This is a genomic window from Methylophaga lonarensis MPL, from assembly GCF_000349205.1.
GTDB lineage: Bacteria > Pseudomonadota > Gammaproteobacteria > Nitrosococcales > Methylophagaceae > Methylophaga > Methylophaga lonarensis.
Genome location: NZ_APHR01000051.1, coordinates 1 through 21005, shown reverse-complemented (window position 1 = coordinate 21005; position 21005 = coordinate 1). Strand labels below are relative to the sequence as shown.

Sequence of the window (21005 nt, the reverse complement as noted above, 5' to 3'; positions counted from 1 at the left end):
AATTTAGTCAAGAAGCATTACATCAAGACACCGTGAATTTCCGGTGAAAGCCTTTGCTGGCAAGTCTTCACGCCAAGTTCACATATTCAAGCCTACGATTCCCTCAGCCAACAAGAGTTCAACCCATGAAAGCCTTTCGTTACTGGTTCGATAACGGATCCGAAACACCCGAGAGTCAAGCACCTGACAGTCGTGAGATCGACTGGCTGCGTGTCGTGCCTTTTATCTTCCTGCATCTGGGGTGTTTGGCCGTATTGTGGGTGGGGGTATCCACCACAGCAGTTTTGGTCGCTGCATTTCTGTATTTCGTTCGGATGTTTGCCATTACCGCGTTCTATCATCGTTACTTTTCACACAAAGCCTTCAAAACCTCCAGAGCAATGCAATTTGCTTTTGCAGTACTGGGTGCCAGTGCGACCCAGCGCGGACCACTTTGGTGGGCGGCACATCATAGACAACACCATCGCCACTCTGATCAGAACGAAGATCCGCACTCGCCCAGACAGGGCTTTTTGTGGAGTCACATGGGCTGGTTTTTGTCCAAAAAACATTTTCGTGCCGACTACAGCCTGATTCCGGATTTGAAACGCTATCCTGAATTGCGTTGGCTGGATCGCTTTGATGTATTTGTGCCCGTCACGCTGGCAGTCGGTTTGTTTGCACTGGGAACGCTGTTGGAAAATATTGCGCCGCAACTTGGCACCAATGGTTGGCAACTATTGGTCTGGGGTTTTTTTATCTCAACAGTGGTGCTGATTCACGCGACACTGTCCATCAACTCACTGGCGCATCGTTTTGGCAAGCAGCGATATGAGACCGGTGACCAGAGCCGTAATAACTTCCTGCTGGCGCTGCTGACACTGGGAGAAGGCTGGCACAATAACCATCATCACCACTCAGCCTCGGTTAGACAGGGCTTTTATTGGTGGGAGATCGACATCAGTTTTTATTTGCTCAAACTGATGCATTGGTCAGGACTGATTTGGGATTTAAAACAAGTGCCCGCAGCAAAACGTGACAGGCATATGGCAGGGGAGGCCAAACAATGAAAATTGCCGTTGTCGGTTCAGGTATTTCCGGTTTGACCAGTGCCTACTACCTGTCGAAGGAACATGAAGTTTCCTTGTTTGAAGCCAACAATTACCTCGGCGGTCACACCGATACCCACAACATTGATGTGGCGGGACAACAATACCGCATCGATACCGGCTTCATAGTATTCAACAACGAAAACTATCCCAATTTTACGGCTTTGCTTGGCGAGTTAGGCGTCTCAAGTCAGCCGACTGAAATGAGCTTCAGCGTGCACAACACCCTGAGCGGTCTGGAATACAACGCGACCGATCTGAATCGTTTGTTTTGTCAGCGAACAAATCTGGTCAATCCACGTTTTTACATGATGCTCTGGGATTTGCTGCGCTTTTACCGAGAAGCGCCCAAATTGCTCGACTCGGCCGATGATTCGTTGACCATTGGCGAATATCTGCAACAAAACCGCTACAGCAAGGCTTTTATCGATGACCATCTTTTGCCGATGGCCTGTGCTTTGTGGTCTGGCCCCAGTGTCAGCATTCGTGATTTTCCGGCACGTTATTTTGTCAGCTTTATGAATAATCATCGGATGTTGTCAGTGACCGACAGACCTCAGTGGCGGGTGGTCAAGGGTGGCTCCAATTCCTACGTCGAAGCGCTCAGTAAAGCCAGCAATGCGCAGTTCCATCTGGCCACACCTGTACAGCGAATTGTGCGTGATGCGTCAGGTGTGACCCTCATCGTCAATGGTGAAAGTTTACGTTTCGACAAAGTGGTGATTGCTACGCATTCGGATCAGGCATTGCAAATGCTGGCCAAGCCATCGGTCGCAGAAGTCGCGGTGCTCGGTGATATTCGCTATCAGCAAAACGATATGTTGCTGCATCACGATACCTCTATCCTGCCTGGCAGACGAGCAGCCTGGGCCAGTTGGAATGTTCGGGTGTGTCCTGAATTAACCAGCCAATGCACCGTCAGCTATCACATGAACACGCTGCAAGGGCTGGATGATCAGCATCCTTTTATCGTGTCACTCAATTCCGGACATTTGGTGGACCCTGCCAAGGTGTATCTGAGCCGCCGCTATGCTCACCCAATCTACAACAACGACACTCTTCGAGCCCAAAAACGCTGGCAGGATTTTGTCGGTGAACAACACACCTATTATTGCGGTGCTTATTGGGGCTGGGGTTTTCACGAAGATGGTGTGAAGAGTGCGTTACGCGTCATCACGCACATCAACCAATACCGCACCATTGCTGAGGGCAATGTCCATGTTGGCTGATGGTATTTATCAGGGCACGGTCTGGCATCAGCGTTTCCAGCCCAAAGTGCATGGTTTTGAATATCCACTGGCGATGTTGTTGTTTGATGTTGACCAACTTGAGGCAATTTTTCGCAAAAGCCGCTGGTGGTCGATTAATCGTTTCAATCTGATTGGTTTTGTTCGTGATGACTACATCGGTGACGCCTCATTGAGCATCAAACAGGCAGTGGCTGAACGCATCTGGCAAAGCTGCCAGCAGCGCTTTAGCGGCAGCGTCAAAATTCTCACCCATCCAAGATATGCCGGCTTTGTGTTCAACCCGGTGAGTTTTTATTTTTGCTATGAGCAACAACAGCTCAAGTTCATTGTGGCCGAAATCAACAACACACCTTGGAATGAACGGTTCAGCTATGTGTTGCCGGTGCAAGATGGTTCTGAAGAACAGTTGTTTGAGTTTGACAAGCAATTTCATGTGTCACCCTTTATGCCGATGCAACTGCGTTATCGGTGGCGCTTCCGTATGCAGCCACAGCATTTGGATATTCACATGACGCTGTTTAAAGACCAGCAAAAACAATTCGAAGCAGCCATGAAAGGCAGTGCTCAAGCGTTTACACAACAATCGATGCGACGGTTGCCCTGGCAATATCCACTGCAGACTCTGCGCGTCGTGATGAGAATTTACTGGCATGCGCTACGACTCAAACTCAAGGGCGTGCCGTTTTACAACCACCCCGGCAAATCAAACTCAACGGATAACGCCACAGGAGAACAGTAATGAAATCTGATCTGACTCAAGCTTCACAGTCGCATAAGCGCGGTCGACTTGCTGGCTTGTATCAAAAGCTGCTGCTCAGGCAGCTGGCGCAGTTGAGTGTGGGGCAGCTGACGTTGGTGGATGGTGACAATCACTATGTGTTTGGCAACGCAGCCTCCGACTTGCATATCACTCTGTGGGTGATTAATGACAACTTTTTTGAGTCTGTGATTCATGGCGGCAGTGTTGGCGCTGCCGAATCGTACATGGCCGGTGACTGGCACTGTGATGATTTGACGGGTCTGGTGCGTTTATTAGTTCGCAATCGCCATTTGAACGATGGCATGGAAAGAGGGCCAGCACGCTTTGCAGCCTGGTTTATGAAGGCACTGCACTGGTTCAATCGCAACACACGTGATGGCAGTCGTCGTAATATCGCAGCGCACTATGATCTGGGTAATGCCTTGTTTGAATTGTTTTTGGACAAGGACTGGATGATGTACTCATCGGGTCTGTTCATATCCGGTGATGAGAGTCTTGAGGATGCACAATCGCTGAAACTGGCGAGATTATGCGACAAGCTGGCACTGACACCTGACGATCATTTGCTGGAGATAGGCACAGGCTGGGGTGGCGCCGCTGTTTATGCAGCCCTTAATTACGGTTGCAAGGTGACTACAACCACGATCTCCAAACAGCAATTTGACTACACACAGGCACGAATCAAACGTGCCGGATTGCAGGATCGCGTCACCGTGCTGCTGGAGGATTACCGCGACTTGCAGGGGCAGTATGACAAGCTGCTATCCATCGAAATGGTTGAAGCGGTGGGGCATCACTTCATTGAAGGTTACTTCGAAAAATGTTCGTCATTACTCAAGCCTGAAGGTCTGGCAATTATTCAGGCAATCACCATTGAAGATCATCGCTACCAGCAAGCAGTCAAACAAGTCGACTTCATCAAGCGATATATCTTTCCCGGCAGCTTCATCCCTAGTGTGACCGTGCTAAGTAATGCTGCGGCAAAGGCTGAACTGCGTCTCATCAACCTTGAAGATATTGGTCCGAGCTATGCCCAGACTATCAACATCTGGCGTCAGCGGTTTATGAGCAAGCTCGACCAAGTCAGAGCGCTGGGCTATCCGGAACACTTTATTCGGATGTGGGAGTTTTATCTGTGTTACTGCGAGGGCGGATTTATCGAGCGCAGTATCAGTGATGTGCATTTGCTGTTCAGCAAACCTGAAAACCGTCGTTCACAGTGGGTGCCTGCTAATGTCCAAGCTGGTTAATTTTGTTCTGTTTCAAATCGGCTGGCTGGTCTGCGTCATTGCCGGCAGTCTGCCTGACAGTCGAATCGCAGTGCTGTATAGCAGTGTGTTTTTACTGATTCATTTTTGGTATTCCAACAGTCGCCGCACAGACTTCAGATTGGTCATTACCGCCTTGCTGGTCGGGCTGGTGCTCGACAGTTTTTGGCCGGCAATGGGCTGGTTGGTGTTCAACGAACAACTGGCTGAGCAAACCGCACCGGTATGGATTTTATGTCTGTGGGTCAACTTTGCCTTGGTGCTCAACCATTCCTTGGGCTGGATGCAAACAAAGTTAGGCATGGCGGCTGCATTTTCAGCCATAGGCGGACCACTGTCTTACTTTGCTGGTGAGCGATTTGGCGCTCTGGTTTGGCTGGATACTCCGGCACTGCTGGCTGGATTGGCTATTGCCTGGGCTTTGGTAGTTCCAGGTCTGTTATTGCTGGCCAGAATTTGGCACCAACAAGAAAAGGAACAGCAAAATGCTGTGGCTTAGTCTCTTTATAGCAGTGGCGGTGATGTTTGCAGGCTGGATCTGGCAATGCCGGCAACAAAATGCAGGCATCGTTGATGTGCTCTGGGCATTTAACCTCGGACTGATTGCGATTATTTATGCGGTTTTTTCAGATGGCAGCGTGATGCTCAGGGTACTGATAGCGATCATCATGGGCGGCTGGTATCTACGTTTGAGCTGGCATTTAGCCAGACGAGTCTTGGCAGAACCTGAAGATGGTCGTTACCGATATTTGCGACAGCACTGGGGAGAAAACGCCGATCAAAACCTGCTCTGGTTTTTCCTGGCACAGGCTATCCTCGCCTGGTTGTTGGCCTTGCCCGCCTGGGTCATCGCCAACGGTAATATCGAACAGCTTCAGCCACAACACGTGCTGGCGTTGTTGTTGGCCTTGGGTTCTTTTGTTGGCGTCAACATTGCGGATCAGCAGTTGCATGCGTTTCGTTCTGATCCTGCCAACAAGGGCAAAGTCTGTGAAACAGGGCTATGGTTCTATTCAAGACACCCCAATTACTTTTTCGAATGGCTGCACTGGTTCAGCTATCCGATTATGGCCATTGGTCTGAGCTATGCCGGTTGGCTGTGGCTGGCGCCGCTGGTCATGCTGGCTTTTCTTTATTTCATCAGTGGTATTCCCTATACAGAACAACAGGCTTTGCGTAGTCGTGGTGACGCCTATCGTCGTTATCAACAGACCACCAGCCCATTCATTCCCTGGAGGAAACGTTTATGAGTTTGATTCAAATCGCTGAAAAAGGCTTGATACCAGATGCTCTGGTACGAGTTGGCATTCGCAAGCTGCTCAAACAACGGCTTGAGGATGAATTTGCTCATAACCCGGAACAATCCAGTCTGCACAAAATCAGTCGCATCAGTATGCTGCGTGAAAGCCCGATTGCCATTGAAACAGATGCGGCTAATGAGCAGCATTACGAAGTTCCGGCAGCATTTTATCAGATGGCATTGGGCAAACATCTCAAGTACAGCAGTTGCTGGTGGGATGATTACACGCTCAATCTTGATGAAGCAGAGCAAGCCATGCTTGAAAAATATGTCGAGCGCGGTGAGTTCGAAAATGGTCAGGATATCCTTGAGCTCGGCTGTGGCTGGGGATCGCTGACCTTGTATCTGGCTGAGAAATTTCCACGTTCGCGTATCACCGGTGTCTCCAACTCCAATTCTCAAAGACAGCATATTGAGCGTCAGGCATTGGAACGAGGCCTTAGCAACCTTCGAATCATCACCTGTGATGTCAACGCACTGGAACTGACCGAGCAGTTTGACCGTGTGGTGTCGATTGAAATGTTTGAGCATATGCGTAATTACCAGAAGCTGTTTGAAAAAATCAGCAGCTGGCTGCGTGCTGATGGCAAGCTGTTTGTGCACATTTTCTGCCATCGTGAAGTGGTATATCCCTTCGAGACAGAAGGTGATGACAACTGGATGGGACAATATTTCTTTACCGGCGGGTTGATGCCATCTGCCGATACGCTGTTGCATTTTCAGGATGCGATGCGCATTGAGCGCCAGTGGTTGGTCAATGGAAAGCACTATCAGAAAACATCAGAAGCCTGGCTGGAGAATACCGACCGTCACAGCAAGCAAATCAAACAGTTGTTTGACGAGATCTACGGTCAAGGCCAGGGCAGTATCTGGTTGCAGCGCTGGCGACTGTTTTTCATGGCCTGTGCAGAACTGTTCGGTTATCGTGATGGTACAGAATGGTTAGTCGGACACTACTTGTTCAGCAAACGGTTGAATTGAATTGAAACAACAGCTATCCAGCAACACGCTGCAGCGGAAGCTGGTCAAGGTATTTCTGATTCAGATTGCCTTGATCAGCCTGGTCACACTGGCGGGGATCTATGCCGCAAAATTCACGCTGGAAGGCATTCTGGTGCGAGCGGCCCTGCAAGGCGAGGCCGAGTATTTCTGGCAGATGCGTGACGCTGACCCGGAATTTGCACTGCCAAATACAATGAACCTGCAGTCCTACATGATGGTGGCTGGAGATAATTCCTTGATACCTGAGCCACTAAAAGATCTTTCTCCTGGCATGCATCGGGTACCAATCAACGGGCTGGTGCCGATTGTGTTTGTTGATGATCACAGTGATCAGCGGCTGTTTCTGATTTTTGACGAAGTAAAGGTTTCCAGGCTGGCTTTGGTATTTGGCATTATGCCGTTGGCCGGCGTTCTAGTCGTATTGTACCTGCTTGCCTGGTTTGCCTATCGACAGTCGCATAAAGCGGTTTCACCTGTAGTGAGGTTGGCACGTGCCGTTAGTGAAGCGGACTTTAAAGACGGCCATTTACCGCGTCTTGATTTGGGTGAGATTCGGGACATCACCGATGAAGAGGTAGCCAGTCTGGTGAGTGCTCTGGACAGGTTCACCGATCGACTCGACTCATTTGTTGAACGCGAGCGAAATTTCACCCGCGATGCCAGTCATGAACTGCGTACGCCTATTGCCGTATTGCGCAGTGCGCTGGAAGTGATAGAGCGCAAGTATGGCGATAGCGCCAGTCCACAGGTTAATCGCATGTATCGCACGCTTTATGACATGGAAGCGCTGATTGAAACCTTGTTGATTCTGGCGCGTGAACAAGGACAAAGCCTGCCACAACAGCGCGTCAATATTAATGATTTGATCGCCTCTGAATTAGAAACGCTGCGAATCATCTATCACGACAAACCGATTACGGTGAATGTTGAAGAAGCCGGCATGCTGAGCGTTAACGCACCCGAGCGAGTGGTGCAGATTCTTATCAGCAATCTGCTACGTAATGCCTTTAATTACACACCTCGCGGTAGCATCAATATCCGTGTTCGTAGTGATGGCTTCTCGGTCGCAGACAGTGGTGTGGGCATGAATCAGGAGCAGATGAATCAGGTTTTCAAACCGTTTTATCGTGCTGAGCAGCAACGTCAAAGCAATGGTCATGGCATCGGCATGACCATCGTAAAACGACTCTGTAATCGTTATGACTGGAGTTTACGTCTGTCCAGCAAGATGGGTGAGGGCACCGAGGTGAGTGTACATTTCCCCTCGGCCCAGTTTTCGGCTGATTAAGGTTTAAACCTCCTCGGCGCGACACAGCTTGTAGCCGACGCCCGGAATGGTATGCATTAAGGATTCCTGAAACGGCTTGTCGATAGATTTACGCAGGTTATAAAGATGGCTGCGTAGTGTGTCACTATCGGGTGCTTCATCGCCCCAGACTTCAGTTTCGATGCGTTCACGGGTCACCAGTTTTGGTGATTCACGCATCAGAATTCGCAGTATATGTAAGGTGATGGGTGACAGCTTGATCACTTTGTCACCCCGTGTGACCCGCATGGTTTGCAGATCAAACTTCAAGTCGGCCACGCTCAGGGTTGAAGTTTCCAGATCACCACGGTGTCTGCGAATCAGCGAAACGATGCGTGCCTCAAGTTCTTTCATTTCAAAAGGCTTGAGCAGGTAATCATCGGCTCCCTGATCAAAGCCGGTCAGCTTGTCGTCCAGCGTATCTCTAGCGGTCAGCATGATGACAGGAACATCACTGTGCTGTTCCTGACGCAGCCTCCGACAGACTTCAAAGCCATTGATTCCAGGCATCATGATATCGAGCACAATCAAATCGTAGTGGTTGTTTTCGCACAAGCCGATGGCAGAAAGACCATCTGCAGCAAAATCGACCTGAAAGCCTCCCGCTTCAAGATAATCACCAATGTTGGCGGCAAGATCCTGATGATCTTCGACAATCAGAATAGTGGCAGAAGTGGTTTTCATCGATAACTCCGTGGGTTAGCGGCATTGCTGTTGGAACGGCATAACAATTTGTCAAAAAAGTGCATGTTTGCTATTGACCATGTAAATGTAAACCATTATCATTTGCATCACTGTTAGTTGATGGTTGCCCGAAATGATCGTTTGCATTTGTAATAACGTAAATGTTGCCACAATTGAATCTGCTGTTGTTGACGGTGCTGCCACTGTCGACGCTATCAGACAGCAGACCGGAGCGGCAGGTTGCTGCGGCAAGTGCCAATTCAAGGTGAATCGCGTATTGCAAAAAAGCCTTGATAATCTGGACGCTTCGTCGGTTTCATCATCAATTGCAGTAATGTCATCTTAAATCTCTGACTCTTCGATATTAGGCCCTGACGTTCATTCGTTCAGGGCTTTTTTTTGCCTGCTTGTAATACAAATCATAAGCAGACACGGATGAGAATAATTACTATTCCATATATTAATCAATAACTTAGCTTTGACTTTTTAGTGCCAATGTTGATATCGTTACCACATCAATCAACAAAGGAAGACAGCCATGAAAGGCGATAAAAAAGTCATTGAATACCTCAACAAAGTGCTTGGGAATGAATTGGTGGCCATCAACCAATATTTTCTACATGCAAAGATGTACAAAGACTGGGGGCTGGTCAATCTCTACGAACATGAATACCACGAGTCGATTGATGAAATGAAGCATGCTGATGCACTGACAGAGCGTGTCTTGTTCCTTGAAGGCTTACCTAACTTGCAGGATTTGGGTGCTCTGCGCATCGGTGAAAATACTCGAGAAATGCTCGAAGCAGATCTGTCGTTGGAGATGGACGCTATCCCTGATCTAAAAGAAGCCATTCAATACTGCGAGCAAGTAGGCGACTACGTCACCAGAGATCTGTTCCGCTCCATCCTGGCTTCTGAGGAAGAACACGTCGATTGGCTGGAAACCCAGCTGAGCCTGATTGACAAAATGGGCCTTGAAAACTTCCATCAAGCGCAAATCGTCAAAGAGGCCGAGTAATTCGAAACTTCAATAGCTGACAGGTTGCAACCTGCCAGCTATTGAATATCATGACTAAGAAATTCATCAGTTGAGGCTGCTTACTAACAAGTAACAGCTGCCAAATATTCTGATAATATTGCCTGTATCAAGGACGATACTAAAAACTATAAAGCATGGATGCAAAGCGTATGGATACCGGCCTAAACTGCCTGGTTGCACTTGCACGTTATTATCAAGTTGCAGCAGAACCCGCCCAATTAGCACATCATTTCAGACGTGGTGAGCGTTTTGATGATGGCGACATCATACTCGCAGCAGAATCATTGGATTTTAAGGCCAGGCTTTTTTCGCTGACCATCGTCGAACTCAATAATGATTTTTTACCTGCCATAGGTAAAGCCCGAGATGGGCACTATTTCATCATCGCCCGCGTGCGATTGAATGATCAGGGCAAGCCTGATGTTTTAATTCATGATCTTCGTGATGACTCTCCGCGCTCAATCACCGTTTCAGAACTTACACACAGATGGTCTGGTGAGACTATTCTGCTAACTCGTCGAGCGAAATTTGCTGGAAAGTTGAGCTCTGTATTCGATATTTCCTGGTTTGTTCCATCCCTGCTGAAATCGGTCTGCGCTATGTCGTTCACATTCGAATGAATACCGATATGCATGAACATGCATGACCGGAAGGTCAGGTTGCTTCCCGGAATGGCAACTACAGCCGAGATAAAAAACCTGCCAAAGACGTGTCATCAGCTTTTTTCTATCACCACTTTTGAGGTATGGAAACGAGAGTTTACGTGAACGTTGATCCTCGATCATCAAAGAAATGGAGAGTAGTGAACGTTACTGGCTAAATGCATATTCAGGGAGGTATTTTGACGATGCTTTTTGACCTGGAGCTGAACATCCCGTGACGCCGCGAACAAGGAGAATGCAATGGAACTGCTGATATATCCGTATCTGATTTTGGCATTTTATCTGACCAAAAAATCCTTCAAATGGGCACGTTCTGATGGCAAACCAGGCTGGCATTATGGCTTGCCGGTGGGCGTATTGTTGTTTGCCGTGGTGATGTTGGACTGGTTACCGACGTACCTTAGTCATCGTAGCTTGTGTATGCAGCATGGTGGCATAACCATTCATAAAACCATCGACCAATGGCAGGCCGAAAACCCCGGTATTGCTGAGACCTTGATTGCAGATAGTGAGGCCAAGGATTTTCGGGAGGATGGTGTAAGAAAACGTAATTTAAATCAGCGCTTTGTATCTGAGAGCATATCGAAAAAACATTTTATGGGTATAAGAAGCAGGACTTGGCAGGTAAGAGACCGTGAGACCGGAGAGCTTATTGTCAGCTATGCCAATTATGAGCACGGGCTTGTGAATTTTCTGGCTTTGGGTTCTCAGAGTATAAGGGATTATAAGTTCTGGCTGATGTTTGGTACCGGCTCCTGTGGTGAAAAACGTATCAATCAGAAGTTTGACTTTATAGAGATAGAAAGGCAGCTGAGAAACTTAGGGAGCTAATTAAATGAATACAGGGACGTATTTTGACGAAGCTTTTTGACCTGGAGCTGAACATCCCGTGACGCCGCGAACAAGGAGAATGCAATGGGACTGCTGATATATCCGTATCTGATTTTGGCATTTTATCTGACCAAAAAATCCTTCAAATGGGCACGTTCTGATGGCAAACCAGGCTGGCATTATGGTCTGCCGGTGGGCGTATTGTTGTTTGCCGTGGTGATGTGGGACTGGATACCGACGTACCTGAGTCATCGTAGCCTGTGTATGCAGCATGGTGGCATAACCATTCATAAAACCATCGACCAATGGCAGGCAGAAAACCCCGGTATTGCTGAGACCTTGATTGCAGATAGTGAGGCCAAGGATTTTCGGGAGGATGGTGTAAGAAAACGTAATTTAAACCAGCGCTTTGTATTTGAGTTTCAGTTCACACGTCACTTCATGGGGATAAGAGGGGAGAGCTGGCGGGTAAGGGATCGAGAGACAGGAGATCTAATTGTCAGCTACGCCAATTATGAGCACGGGCTGATGAATAATTTTGCTGGAGAATCAACTGGAGACAGGAATTATAAGTTCTGGCTGATGTTTGGTACCGGCTCCTGTGGTATGGAGCGTACAGCACAGAAAAATCAGTTTTTTGAATACAGAACGCAACTGATGAATTTAGGGAGCTAGTTAAATTAATACAGGGGCCGTAATGCAGCTGGTGCAGTTGAGGCTGATCCGAGTTTGATTCCAGAAAATCGCATGAATATTGCCACAGATCTGTGGCAAGACAGCCTGAGACACGGTTGACAGGCGCATAGCTGGACCAAAATCAGTCTGCAGCCACTTGTAGTTTATCGTCTTGGCCCCCATCTGAGCCGACTTCGATGTCTGTTATGATGCCGCCATGAAAACCAGTGATTTCAAGTTTGACCTGCCTGACGAGTTGATAGCTCAATATCCTTGTTCTGAACGCGGCGCCAGTCGTCTTTTGTGCCTTGACGGTGATTCGGGTTCATTGTCGGATCGGATGTTTGCTGATTTACCGAGTTTGCTGACCAAGGACGATTTGCTGGTCTTCAATAATACTCGTGTGATTCCGGCTCGTTTGCTAGGGCATAAGGACAGTGGCGGCAAAGTCGAGGTGTTGATTGAGCGCATCATTGATGATCAACGTGCATTGGCGCATGTTCGTAGCAGCAAATCTCCGGCGCCGGGACGCAGGCTGAAACTGGAACAAGCGTTGGATGTTGAGGTGCTGGGCCGTCAGGATGCACTGTTTGAGCTGCAGTTTTTGAATGTCAGTTCGGTATTGGCGGCATTGGAACAACATGGTCGTATGCCGTTACCACCCTATATAGAGCGTGAGGTGGATGCTGCCGATCTGCACCGTTATCAGACTGTCTATGCCCGAGAGGCTGGCGCGGTGGCAGCACCGACAGCCGGATTGCATTTTGATGAAAAGTTATTGGCACAGATCGATGCTATGGGTATCGAACGTGCCGAGGTGACTTTGCATGTGGGTGCTGGCACCTTTCAACCTGTCAGGGTTGAAAATATCACTGAGCATCAAATGCATTCCGAGTGGCTGGAGGTGACAGAAACCGTTTGCCAGCAGGTCAGAGCAGCGAGAGCAAGCGGCGGTCGAGTGATTGCGGTCGGGACAACCAGCGTTCGCGCGCTGGAATCGGCGTCTTTATCAGGACAAATCGAGCCGTATCAGGGTGAAACCGATATTTTTATTTACCCCGGCTATCGTTTTCGTTCGGTTGATGCCATGGTGACCAATTTTCACCTGTCTGAATCGACTTTGTTGATGCTGGTGTCGGCATTTGCCGGACGCGATCATATTCTTGGTGCATACCAGCATGCGGTTGCAGAACGCTATCGCTTTTTCAGTTATGGTGATGCCATGTTTATCACAAGGAACAGTTCAGCATGCTGATGCAGAAAATTCGTTTTGTGCTGGTTGGCACAACGCATCCCGGCAATATTGGTGCATCGGCACGAGCCATGAAAACCATGGGGCTGGCATCGCTGCGTCTGGTGTCGCCCAAGATTTACCCGAGTGCAGAAGCAACAGCACGAGCGTCTGGGGCGGATGATGTGCTGGCTTTGGCGCAGGTCCATGATAGTCTGGAAGATGCAATCAAGGGCTGTCGGCAAGTCTATGGCATGAGTGCCCGTCTACGACATTTGCCGGTACCGGTGATGAACCCACGAGAAGCGGTTCACGACTTGACGCAATACGACGATGATGCCGAGATTGCGATTGTTTTTGGTCGTGAACATTCCGGTCTGTCCAATGAAGAACTGGATAACTGTCACAAGCTGATTAATATCCCGGCAAATCCGGACTACAGTTCACTGAATCTGGCAGCAGCGGTGCAGGTGATGGCCTATGAGCTTCGAATGAGCTTTAACCCGGAAGTACACACCGGTCGTATCGGTGAGCAGCGTGAAGCGATTCACGCCGAGGATTTGTCACATCTTTATGATCACTTTGAGCGATCTTTGACGGCCATAGGGTTTCTGGATCCGGAGAATCCACGTTACCTGATGCGAAGAATTCGTCGCCTGTTCAATCGTGCAGATTTGGATCGTAATGAGTTACAAATTCTGCATGGCATTTTGCGAGCAGCAGAAACTAAAGCGAGGACATTAAAATGACACAACAAAAAGTCACGGTCTGGCAACGGATTAAAGAAGATGTTGTGTGCGTATTTGATCGCGATCCCGCGGCGAGAAATGTCTTTGAGATTATTACTACTTACCCTGGCGTTCACGCGGTGCAATTGCATCGTTTCAGTCACTGGCTCTGGCAACATCGCTGGTATTGGCTGGCGAGATTTATTTCTACCATTGGCCGCTGGCTGACGGGTATTGAAATTCATCCGGGCGCAAAGATTGGTCGTCGTTTTTTTATCGACCATGGCATGGGAGTTGTGATCGGTGAAACCGCCGAAATCGGGGATGACTGCACCTTGTATCACGGCGTTACCCTGGGCGGGACTTCCTGGAAAGAGGGCAAGCGCCATCCTACGCTTGGCAACAACGTCGTTGTGGGTGCCGGTGCCAAGGTGTTGGGCCCGATTCGGCTGCATGATGGCGCTCGGGTGGGTTCCAACGCGGTTGTTGTTAAAGATGTAGAAGCCGGCGGCACCATAGTCGGTGTACCAGGCAGAGTAGTACGCAAAAAAACAGCTGATGAACTGGCACAGGAAAAACTGGCCCAATCCGTGGGCTTTGATGCTTATGGTACTTCAGGCCAGTCTTCAGACCCGGTTGCTACAGCGATTCATGGCTTGATCGAACACATTCACGCCATGGATAAACGCGTGGACACACTGTGCGGCACGATCAAGCGGCTTGGCGGGGAAATCCCTGATATGGAGCTACCAGAACTGGACGATTGTGAGTTGGAACGGCAGTCAGATACAAAAGTTGACTAAAATAGTCGGACATGAAAAACTTGCATGATTGATTTATTTCGGAAAGTGTCATGCGTCTGACTACCAAAGGCCGCTACGCGGTTACTGCCATGCTGGATCTGAGTCTCAACTACGGCGTTGGGGCAATCACACTGGCGGATATTTCCGAGCGACAAGGCATATCACTGTCATACCTTGAACAGCTGTTCGCCCGCTTGCGCAAGCAAGGACTGGTCAGCAGTTCGCGTGGCCCCGGCGGTGGTTACCGTCTGAGTCGTTCGGCTGCGCAGATCACCGTGCTGGATGTCATTTCCGCAGTTGATGAAAAAGTTGACAGCACCCAGTGTGAAGGTCGTCATAACTGTCATGGTGATGAACAGTGCCTGAGCCATGAATTATGGCAAAGCCTGAGTGACCAGATTCGTGTTTACCTGGCCGGCATCAGTCTTGCTGAAGTGGTCAGCAACTACGAAAAAAATCGTCAGCCCTCCAAAGAAAAAGTCATCCGTTTTGATGTGGGTTGACGGCTGTCGCTAGCGCTATGGCTTTCAGCTATCTGGATCACAACGCCGGCACCGGTCTGAGCGAGGGCGTGCTTGACGCCATGATGCCTTATCTGCGGCAGCAGCAGGGCAATCCCTCCAGCAGTCATCGATTTGGCCGGTTTGGCAAATCCGCCATGGACACGGCTCGGCAACAAGTGGCCGATCTGGTGAATGTCGAACCTGCTCAAGTCATTTTTACCAGCGGTGGTACGGAATCCAACAATCAAGTATTTGCCGGTCTTCGTGAGCAATTCAGCGACGGTGAGTTACTGATAAATCCGACGGAACATCCTGCTGTACTTGAGCCGGTGTATCGCCTGCAAAAACATGGCTTTACTGTACTGAAAATGCCGGTAAGCGATCAGGGCGTTGTGGCGGTTGAGGCAGCTCAAACCATGATGAGTCCCCAAACACGTCTGGTTTCAGTGATGCTGGCCAATAACGAAACAGGCAGTTTGCAACCGGTGGCAACGCTTGCGGCTTTATGTAAGCAGCGGCAGATCCCGATGCATACCGATGCGGTTCAGGCAGTTGGCAAGATCCCCGTTGATTTTAGACAGCTGGGCGTGCAATTGATGAGTTTGTCGGCGCATAAAATGGGTGGCCCCAAGGGCATCGGCGCGCTGATTGTCGACAAGTCAATCGACTGGCCTGCCTTTATCTTGGGCGGCGGTCAGGAAGATGATCATCGCAGTGGCACTGAAAACGTGGCTGCTATTGTTGGTTTTGGAGTCGCAGCTGATCATGCCCGTCAGACACTTGAGCACTATGACAAGCATTGCCGTGAGCTACGAGATACGCTCGAACAGCGCTTGAAAGTATTGCCGGGCGTCACAATATTTGCAGAACATGCTGAGCGTTTGCCCAATACGGTATTTTTTGCCTTGCAGGGGTATGACTCAGATAGCTTGCTGATGGCACTGGATCGACAAGGCTTTTCTGTTTCCAGTGGTTCAGCATGTGGCACAGGGCAACAAACACCCAGCCATGTGCTGACAGCCATGGGCATTGATGATTTGACCGCACTGGGGGCGGTAAGAGTGAGTGTTTCGGCTGATAACACTATCGATGAAATTGAACGCCTGGCTGAGGCGATAGCCAAGGAAGCCAATCGATTCAGCCACTTAATGAACAGGTGAACAGAATGATTACTTTGACAGAATCTGCCGTGAAACGTGTGCAGGATATGGTGACCAAGCGTGGTTCTGGTGTTGGTCTGAGAATTGGCGTGGTAAAAAGTGGTTGCTCTGGTTACAGCTATGCGCTTGATTATGCCGAGAGCGTTGCCGACAGCGACGTGGTGATCGAGCAGGACAATGTCAAAGTGGTGGTCGATTCGGACAGCTTGCCATTACTGGATGGTATGGAGCTTGATTTTGTTCGTGAAGGACTGAATCAAAGTTTTAAATTCCGTAACCCGAACGTCACCTCAGAATGTGGTTGTGGTGAGAGTTTCAGCGTTACCAAATAACCTGCTTTCTGGCCTGCATCAAGCTGCAGGCCCAGCAAATCTGTATGATTGGCTGTCATGAATCAAGATGAACTTCTCAAACTGGATGCCAAACATCTTTGGCATCCATACACCAGTGTCAAACATCCCTCACCCATGCATGTGGTCAGTTCTGCACAGGGTGTCCATTTACAGCTGATGGATGGCAGAAAGATCATTGACGGCATGTCGTCGTGGTGGTCAGCGATTCACGGTTACAACCATCCCAAACTGAATCTCGCGGCGAAACAGCAAATCGATCAGATGTCGCATGTGATGTTCGGCGGTTTGACCCATTCACCGGCGGTGAGCCTGGCGCAGCGTTTGGTGAATATGACCGATGATTCCCTGCAGTATGTTTTTCTGGCGGATTCGGGCTCGGTGTCTGTTGAGGTGGCCATTAAAATGGCGCTGCAATACAGCTTTACCACCGGCCGTCACAGGCAAAAACTGCTGAGTTTGCGCAGTGGTTATCACGGCGATACCTTTGGCGCGATGTCAGTGTGTGATCCGGTGAATGGCATGCACAGCATGTTTGCCAAGGTACTGCCGCAGCATATCTTTGCCCCAGCCCCTGAGTGTCGTGACGATGCCGACTGGCGCGCTGAAATGATCGATCCTTACCGGCAATTGATTGAACAACATCAACACGAACTGGCAGCTGTGATTGTTGAACCACTGGTGCAGGGCGCAGGCGGTATGCGTTTTTATTGCCCGGAATATTTGCGCCAGTTACGTCAGTTGTGTGATGAGTTTGATTTGTTGCTGATTTTTGACGAAATCGCCACTGGGTTTGGCCGAACCGGCAGTTTGTTTGCTTATGAACAGGCCGGCATCGTGCCGGATATTCTTTGTCTTGGTAAAGCCTTGACCGGCGGCTACATGACGCTGGCAGCGGTATTGTGCAATGACCGGGTGGCTTCTGGCATTGCTGCCGATGGTGCTGGTGTGTTGATGCATGGTCCGACCTTTATGGGCAACCCACTGGCTTGCGCCGTGGCCAGTGCCAGCATTGATTTGCTGCAGGAAAGCGATTGGCAATCACGCGTAACCGCCATCGAAACACAACTCAAAGCAGAACTGAGTCAATTGAACAATTCTTCAATAGTCAACGATGTGCGGGTCAAAGGCGCTATCGGCGTGGTCGAGCTGGTGGCACCTGTTTGGGAGCATATGGACTGGTTGCCAGCGTTTATTGTGGAGCAGGGTGTATGGATTCGACCGTTTCGTAATCTTATCTACATCATGCCGCCTTATATTATCGAATCAGCTGAGTTGCGGCAGCTGTGTCTTGCCATCACCGCAATAGTTGAGGCATTGGAAGTACGTCAAAAGCGGACCGGCTGAAAATACGGCTGATCGGCTGCGGTCAACGTTGTTTTGACTATTGATGATGAATAATCGCAAAAGGCGATTATATCAATAGATTTTATTCGTTTGACTAGATGATACACCCACCCTAGAATGCCTAACGTCACTAATGACAACTTTAAAGGAGTTAACCATGTCAACACTGATCAATACTGAAATCAAACCTTTTAAAACAACTGCTTACCACAAAGGCGAATTCATGCCTGTGACTGATGCAGATGTCAAAGGCAAGTGGTCTGTATTTTTCTTCTACCCAGCTGACTTCACTTTCGTTTGCCCGACTGAACTGGGTGATCTGGCTGACCACTATGCAAAACTGCAAGAAATGGGTGTTGAAGTTTACTCAGTTTCTACAGACACACACTTCACGCACAAAGCGTGGCACGATGCGTCTGACACCATCAAGAAGATCAACTTCCCAATGCTGGGTGATCCGACTGGTGCAATCAGCCGTAACTTTGAAGTGATGATCGAAGAAGAAGGTCTGGCACTGCGTGGTACTTTCGTGGTTGATCCAGAAGGCGTCATCAAGGTCTGTGAAGTTCACGATCTGGGTATTGGTCGTAGCGCCAAAGAACTGGTTCGCAAGATCCAAGCGGCTCAATACGTTGCTTCACATGATGGTGAAGTTTGCCCGGCTTCATGGCAGCCAGGTGAAGAAACACTTTCTCCATCACTGGATCTGGTTGGCAAGATCTAAACCTGTATCAGGCATGTGGACAGTTGCCCCGTCGGGCAGCTGTCCAAGCTTGAAACATGCAATGTTGTCTGCGAGGCAGACAACACTCCCCCGAATTATTGATATCACTTAGGCAGGTGTCTTATGTTGGATGCAAATATCGCAGCACAATTAAAAACTTATCTGCAGAACCTGAAGCGTCCGGTAGAGCTGGTTGCGTCACTCGATGACGGCAACAAATCACAGGAAATGCGTGAGCTGCTGCAGGAAATCGCCGAGATGTCCGACAAAGTCAGTTTTTCAGACGCTGAGAACGACGCTCGCAAACCTTCATTCCGAGTCAACCAGCCCAATGGGCAGGAAAAGATCCGGTTTGCAGGTATTCCGATGGGACATGAGTTCACTTCTCTGGTGCTGGCACTGCTGCACACCGGTGGCCATCCGATGAAGACCGAGCCTGAAGTGATTGAGCAGATTAAAAATCTTGAAGGTGAATATCACTTCGAGACATATATCTCATTGTCCTGCCAAAACTGTCCTGAAGTCGTACAGGCACTGAACCTGATGTCGGTAATCAACCCGAATATCAGTCACACAATGATTGATGGTGCCTTGTATCAGGAAGAAGTGGAAGCCAAGCAAATCATGGCGGTACCTACTGTTTATCTGAATGGTCAGCAGTTTGGTCAGGGACGTATGACCCTGCCTGAAATCATTGGCAAACTGGATACCGGTGCGATTAAACGTGAAGCTGACAAAATCAGCCAGAAAGCGCCTTTTGATGTGTTGATTGTTGGTGGTGGCCCTGCCGGTGCATCAGCCTCCATCTATGCCTCACGCAAAGGCATCAGAACCGGTATCGTTGCCGAAAGGTTTGGCGGTCAGGTGATGGATACGCTGGCGATTGAAAACTTCATTTCCATTAAGGAAACCGAAGGGCCCAAGTTGGTTGCCGCCTTGGAAGAACACGTCAAATCCTATGATATTGATGTGATGCATTTACAGCGCGCTGCCAAACTGAGCAAAAATGGTCAGATGGTTGAAGTTGAGCTGGAAAGCGGTGCCAAACTGAGCAGCAAAGCGGTAATTATTGCCACTGGTGCCCGCTGGCGTGAATTAGGTGTTCCCGGTGAGTCCGAGTATCGTGGTCACGGGGTTGCCTACTGCCCGCATTGCGATGGTCCATTATTCAAAGGCAAGCATGTTGCCGTCATCGGTGGTGGTAACTCAGGCGTTGAGGCAGCGATCGATCTGGCCGGTATTGTCGGTCATGTCACACTGATCGAATACGCTGATCAATTGAAAGCAGATGCTGTCTTGCAAAAACGTTTGCACAGCCTGTCTAACGTTACAGTGATTATCGGGGCACAAACCACCGAAATTACCGGTGCTGATGGCAAAGTGAATGGTCTGGTGTATAGGGATCGTGCTACCGAGGAAAGCCATGTGGTTGATGTGGCAGGTGTGTTTGTTCAGATTGGTCTGATTCCGAATACGGATTGGCTCAAAGGCACTATCGAGCTGAGCAAGTACGGTGAGATCGAAATCGACTCACACGGTGCAACCTCATTGCCAGGCGTTTTTGCCGCAGGTGATGTGACTACCATCCCATACAAGCAGATCATCATGGCAATGGGTGAGGGCGCTCGCGCTGCACTGGGTGCTTTTGACTATCTGATTCGTAATGACTTTGAGGATGATGTCAAAAAAGACGCCGCGGCTTGATAGCGTAAACCACTAATCCGCCTCTTCTGTCAGATCGGTGAGGTTGACCAACTGCAATCTGATACCGAGACGGGTCAGCTCAATATCGCTGCTGACGCCCAATTTACGTTTGATAATGTAATGGGCGTTAGCAACGGTTTTGGGGCTGATATTCAATATTTCACTGATTTGCTGGGCTGTTTTGGTTTCCAGCAACAACCTTAACACTTCAAATTCTCGCACGGTCAGCTGTTCCAACAGTGCCTGTTGTTCGCCTGGTTGTTCTACGGCTAGAGCCATGGCAATGTCTGGGCTCAGGCTGTGCTTGCCTTCAAAAGCATCAAAAATAGCTCTTATCAGCATGTGAGGATCACTGCTTTTGGTGATGTAGGCCATGGCGCCAGCACGTCGTGCCTGAGCAACAAATACCAGGTTTTGATGCATGCTGAATACCACGATCCGAGCATCAGCATCTAACTGACGAATTCTGTCCAGTGCCTTCAAACCGCTTTGTCCCGGCAGTGAAATATCCATGACCACAATATCGGGATGATGCTGGCGATACAGTTGATAGGCTTCGGCGCCATCGGCAGCCTCTGCAACGACCCTGA

The 21005-nt window shown here is 49.2% G+C and carries 24 protein-coding genes; 22 read left to right on the top strand and 2 right to left on the bottom strand.

Translation table 11 applies throughout. The annotated features are described in order from the left end of the window. The first annotated feature begins 125 nt into the window (after positions 1-125). The 8 genes from MPL1_RS09350 to MPL1_RS09315 are packed head-to-tail and all read left to right on the top strand — an operon-like array spanning position 126 to position 7956. On the top strand, positions 126-1049 hold the full coding sequence (locus tag MPL1_RS09350) for an acyl-CoA desaturase (RefSeq protein WP_009726882.1): 924 nt from the start codon (positions 126-128) through the stop codon (positions 1047-1049). Continuing rightward, positions 1046-2317, top strand: coding sequence for an NAD(P)/FAD-dependent oxidoreductase (locus MPL1_RS09345; RefSeq protein ID WP_009726881.1), 1272 nt, complete (start codon positions 1046-1048; stop codon positions 2315-2317). The genes MPL1_RS09350 and MPL1_RS09345 overlap by 4 nt, the downstream gene beginning before the upstream one ends. Further along, a complete protein-coding gene (locus MPL1_RS09340; protein WP_009726880.1) occupies positions 2307-3077 on the top strand; it encodes a DUF1365 domain-containing protein in 771 nt (256 codons plus the stop codon). Before MPL1_RS09345 ends, MPL1_RS09340 begins: the two co-directional genes overlap by 11 nt. Beyond that, complete coding sequence (locus tag MPL1_RS09335; RefSeq protein WP_009726879.1) at positions 3077-4348, top strand: SAM-dependent methyltransferase; 1272 nt, start codon at positions 3077-3079, stop codon at positions 4346-4348. Before MPL1_RS09340 ends, MPL1_RS09335 begins: the two co-directional genes overlap by 1 nt. Beyond that, a complete protein-coding gene (locus MPL1_RS09330; protein ID WP_009726878.1) occupies positions 4332-4865 on the top strand; it encodes a DUF2878 domain-containing protein in 534 nt (177 codons plus the stop codon). Before MPL1_RS09335 ends, MPL1_RS09330 begins: the two co-directional genes overlap by 17 nt. Further along, positions 4852-5616, top strand: a complete 765-nt coding sequence (locus tag MPL1_RS09325) for a DUF1295 domain-containing protein (protein WP_009726877.1) — start codon at positions 4852-4854, stop codon at positions 5614-5616. Before MPL1_RS09330 ends, MPL1_RS09325 begins: the two co-directional genes overlap by 14 nt. Next, positions 5613-6647, top strand: a complete 1035-nt coding sequence (locus tag MPL1_RS09320) for an SAM-dependent methyltransferase (RefSeq protein WP_009726876.1) — start codon at positions 5613-5615, stop codon at positions 6645-6647. The genes MPL1_RS09325 and MPL1_RS09320 overlap by 4 nt, the downstream gene beginning before the upstream one ends. Position 6648: 1 nt before the next feature. Beyond that, on the top strand, positions 6649-7956 hold the full coding sequence (locus MPL1_RS09315; protein ID WP_009726875.1) for a sensor histidine kinase: 1308 nt from the start codon (positions 6649-6651) through the stop codon (positions 7954-7956). Positions 7957-7959: 3 nt separating this feature from the next. Here MPL1_RS09315 and MPL1_RS09310 read toward each other — a convergent pair whose 3' ends face one another. Beyond that, positions 7960-8658, bottom strand: coding sequence for a response regulator transcription factor (locus tag MPL1_RS09310; RefSeq protein ID WP_009726874.1), 699 nt, complete (start codon positions 8656-8658; stop codon positions 7960-7962). Between the two features lie 133 nt (positions 8659-8791). Here MPL1_RS09310 and MPL1_RS13480 point away from each other — a divergent pair, with 133 nt between their 5' ends. The 14 genes from MPL1_RS13480 (at position 8792) to ahpF (ending at position 20415) form a co-directional block, all read left to right on the top strand. After that, on the top strand, positions 8792-9004 hold the full coding sequence (locus tag MPL1_RS13480) for a (2Fe-2S)-binding protein (protein ID WP_009726873.1): 213 nt from the start codon (positions 8792-8794) through the stop codon (positions 9002-9004). Between the two features lie 192 nt (positions 9005-9196). Beyond that, positions 9197-9676 (top strand): bacterioferritin, encoded by a 480-nt coding sequence (bfr, locus tag MPL1_RS09300; protein WP_009726872.1) that lies wholly within the window; start codon positions 9197-9199, stop codon positions 9674-9676. A gap of 170 nt (positions 9677-9846) precedes the next feature. Then, positions 9847-10317: a cysteine peptidase family C39 domain-containing protein gene (locus tag MPL1_RS09295; RefSeq protein WP_161604019.1), complete on the top strand. Its 471-nt coding sequence runs from the start codon at positions 9847-9849 to the stop codon at positions 10315-10317. Positions 10318-10599: 282 nt separating this feature from the next. Next, positions 10600-11190, top strand: coding sequence for a hypothetical protein (locus MPL1_RS09290; protein WP_009726870.1), 591 nt, complete (start codon positions 10600-10602; stop codon positions 11188-11190). An 84-nt stretch (positions 11191-11274) separates the two neighbouring features. Next, the gene (locus tag MPL1_RS09285) at positions 11275-11865 is read left to right on the top strand and encodes a hypothetical protein (RefSeq protein WP_009726869.1); all 591 of its coding nucleotides are present in this window, start codon (positions 11275-11277) and stop codon (positions 11863-11865) included. A gap of 217 nt (positions 11866-12082) precedes the next feature. After that, a complete protein-coding gene (gene queA, locus MPL1_RS09275) occupies positions 12083-13120 on the top strand; it encodes a tRNA preQ1(34) S-adenosylmethionine ribosyltransferase-isomerase QueA (protein WP_009726867.1) in 1038 nt (345 codons plus the stop codon). Further along, the gene (locus tag MPL1_RS09270; protein ID WP_009726866.1) at positions 13114-13845 is read left to right on the top strand and encodes an RNA methyltransferase; all 732 of its coding nucleotides are present in this window, start codon (positions 13114-13116) and stop codon (positions 13843-13845) included. The genes queA and MPL1_RS09270 overlap by 7 nt, the downstream gene beginning before the upstream one ends. Then, positions 13842-14627: a serine O-acetyltransferase gene (gene cysE / locus MPL1_RS09265; RefSeq protein WP_009726865.1), complete on the top strand. Its 786-nt coding sequence runs from the start codon at positions 13842-13844 to the stop codon at positions 14625-14627. Before MPL1_RS09270 ends, cysE begins: the two co-directional genes overlap by 4 nt. Before the next feature lie 50 nt (positions 14628-14677). Continuing rightward, the gene (locus tag MPL1_RS09260) at positions 14678-15130 is read left to right on the top strand and encodes an Rrf2 family transcriptional regulator (RefSeq protein ID WP_009726864.1); all 453 of its coding nucleotides are present in this window, start codon (positions 14678-14680) and stop codon (positions 15128-15130) included. 17 nt (positions 15131-15147) lie between these two features. Beyond that, the gene (locus tag MPL1_RS09255; RefSeq protein ID WP_009726863.1) at positions 15148-16290 is read left to right on the top strand and encodes a cysteine desulfurase family protein; all 1143 of its coding nucleotides are present in this window, start codon (positions 15148-15150) and stop codon (positions 16288-16290) included. 5 nt (positions 16291-16295) lie between these two features. Further along, a complete protein-coding gene (locus tag MPL1_RS09250) occupies positions 16296-16622 on the top strand; it encodes a HesB/IscA family protein (RefSeq protein WP_009726862.1) in 327 nt (108 codons plus the stop codon). Positions 16623-16679: 57 nt separating this feature from the next. Then, positions 16680-17987 carry an adenosylmethionine--8-amino-7-oxononanoate transaminase gene (gene bioA, locus MPL1_RS09245; RefSeq protein WP_009726861.1) on the top strand — a complete coding sequence of 436 codons (1308 nt, stop codon included), beginning with the start codon at positions 16680-16682 and terminating at the stop codon, positions 17985-17987. Positions 17988-18144: 157 nt separating this feature from the next. Further along, positions 18145-18711: an alkyl hydroperoxide reductase subunit C gene (gene ahpC / locus MPL1_RS09240; protein WP_009726860.1), complete on the top strand. Its 567-nt coding sequence runs from the start codon at positions 18145-18147 to the stop codon at positions 18709-18711. Between the two features lie 123 nt (positions 18712-18834). Next, positions 18835-20415 carry an alkyl hydroperoxide reductase subunit F gene (gene ahpF, locus MPL1_RS09235; RefSeq protein ID WP_009726859.1) on the top strand — a complete coding sequence of 527 codons (1581 nt, stop codon included), beginning with the start codon at positions 18835-18837 and terminating at the stop codon, positions 20413-20415. A 12-nt stretch (positions 20416-20427) separates the two neighbouring features. Here the strand turns inward: ahpF and MPL1_RS09230 are convergent. Beyond that, the coding region (locus tag MPL1_RS09230; protein ID WP_009726858.1) for a response regulator at positions 20428-21005 on the bottom strand (578 nt) is incomplete at its 5' end.

Excerpts from the sequence above, each read along its gene's own strand:
- MPL1_RS09255 (WP_009726863.1), top strand. The coding sequence starts at position 15,148 with ATGGCTTTCAGCTATCTGGATCACAACGCCGGCACCGGTCTGAGCGAG.
- MPL1_RS09285 (WP_009726869.1), top strand. The coding sequence starts at position 11,275 with ATGGGACTGCTGATATATCCGTATCTGATTTTGGCATTTTATCTGACC.
- MPL1_RS09350 (WP_009726882.1), top strand. The coding sequence starts at position 126 with ATGAAAGCCTTTCGTTACTGGTTCGATAACGGATCCGAAACACCCGAG.
- MPL1_RS09295 (WP_161604019.1), top strand. The coding sequence starts at position 9,847 with ATGGATACCGGCCTAAACTGCCTGGTTGCACTTGCACGTTATTATCAA.
- MPL1_RS09310 (WP_009726874.1), bottom strand. The coding sequence starts at position 8,658 with ATGAAAACCACTTCTGCCACTATTCTGATTGTCGAAGATCATCAGGAT.
- bfr (WP_009726872.1), top strand. The coding sequence starts at position 9,197 with ATGAAAGGCGATAAAAAAGTCATTGAATACCTCAACAAAGTGCTTGGG.
- MPL1_RS09250 (WP_009726862.1), top strand. The coding sequence starts at position 16,296 with ATGATTACTTTGACAGAATCTGCCGTGAAACGTGTGCAGGATATGGTG.
- MPL1_RS09330 (WP_009726878.1), top strand. The coding sequence starts at position 4,332 with ATGTCCAAGCTGGTTAATTTTGTTCTGTTTCAAATCGGCTGGCTGGTC.
- MPL1_RS09260 (WP_009726864.1), top strand. The coding sequence starts at position 14,678 with ATGCGTCTGACTACCAAAGGCCGCTACGCGGTTACTGCCATGCTGGAT.
- ahpF (WP_009726859.1), top strand. The coding sequence starts at position 18,835 with ATGTTGGATGCAAATATCGCAGCACAATTAAAAACTTATCTGCAGAAC.
- cysE (WP_009726865.1), top strand. The coding sequence starts at position 13,842 with ATGACACAACAAAAAGTCACGGTCTGGCAACGGATTAAAGAAGATGTT.
- MPL1_RS09335 (WP_009726879.1), top strand. The coding sequence starts at position 3,077 with ATGAAATCTGATCTGACTCAAGCTTCACAGTCGCATAAGCGCGGTCGA.
- MPL1_RS09340 (WP_009726880.1), top strand. The coding sequence starts at position 2,307 with ATGTTGGCTGATGGTATTTATCAGGGCACGGTCTGGCATCAGCGTTTC.
- MPL1_RS09325 (WP_009726877.1), top strand. The coding sequence starts at position 4,852 with ATGCTGTGGCTTAGTCTCTTTATAGCAGTGGCGGTGATGTTTGCAGGC.
- MPL1_RS09270 (WP_009726866.1), top strand. The coding sequence starts at position 13,114 with ATGCTGATGCAGAAAATTCGTTTTGTGCTGGTTGGCACAACGCATCCC.
- MPL1_RS09290 (WP_009726870.1), top strand. The coding sequence starts at position 10,600 with ATGGAACTGCTGATATATCCGTATCTGATTTTGGCATTTTATCTGACC.
- queA (WP_009726867.1), top strand. The coding sequence starts at position 12,083 with ATGAAAACCAGTGATTTCAAGTTTGACCTGCCTGACGAGTTGATAGCT.
- MPL1_RS13480 (WP_009726873.1), top strand. The coding sequence starts at position 8,792 with ATGATCGTTTGCATTTGTAATAACGTAAATGTTGCCACAATTGAATCT.
- ahpC (WP_009726860.1), top strand. The coding sequence starts at position 18,145 with ATGTCAACACTGATCAATACTGAAATCAAACCTTTTAAAACAACTGCT.
- MPL1_RS09320 (WP_009726876.1), top strand. The coding sequence starts at position 5,613 with ATGAGTTTGATTCAAATCGCTGAAAAAGGCTTGATACCAGATGCTCTG.
- MPL1_RS09345 (WP_009726881.1), top strand. The coding sequence starts at position 1,046 with ATGAAAATTGCCGTTGTCGGTTCAGGTATTTCCGGTTTGACCAGTGCC.
- bioA (WP_009726861.1), top strand. The coding sequence starts at position 16,680 with ATGAATCAAGATGAACTTCTCAAACTGGATGCCAAACATCTTTGGCAT.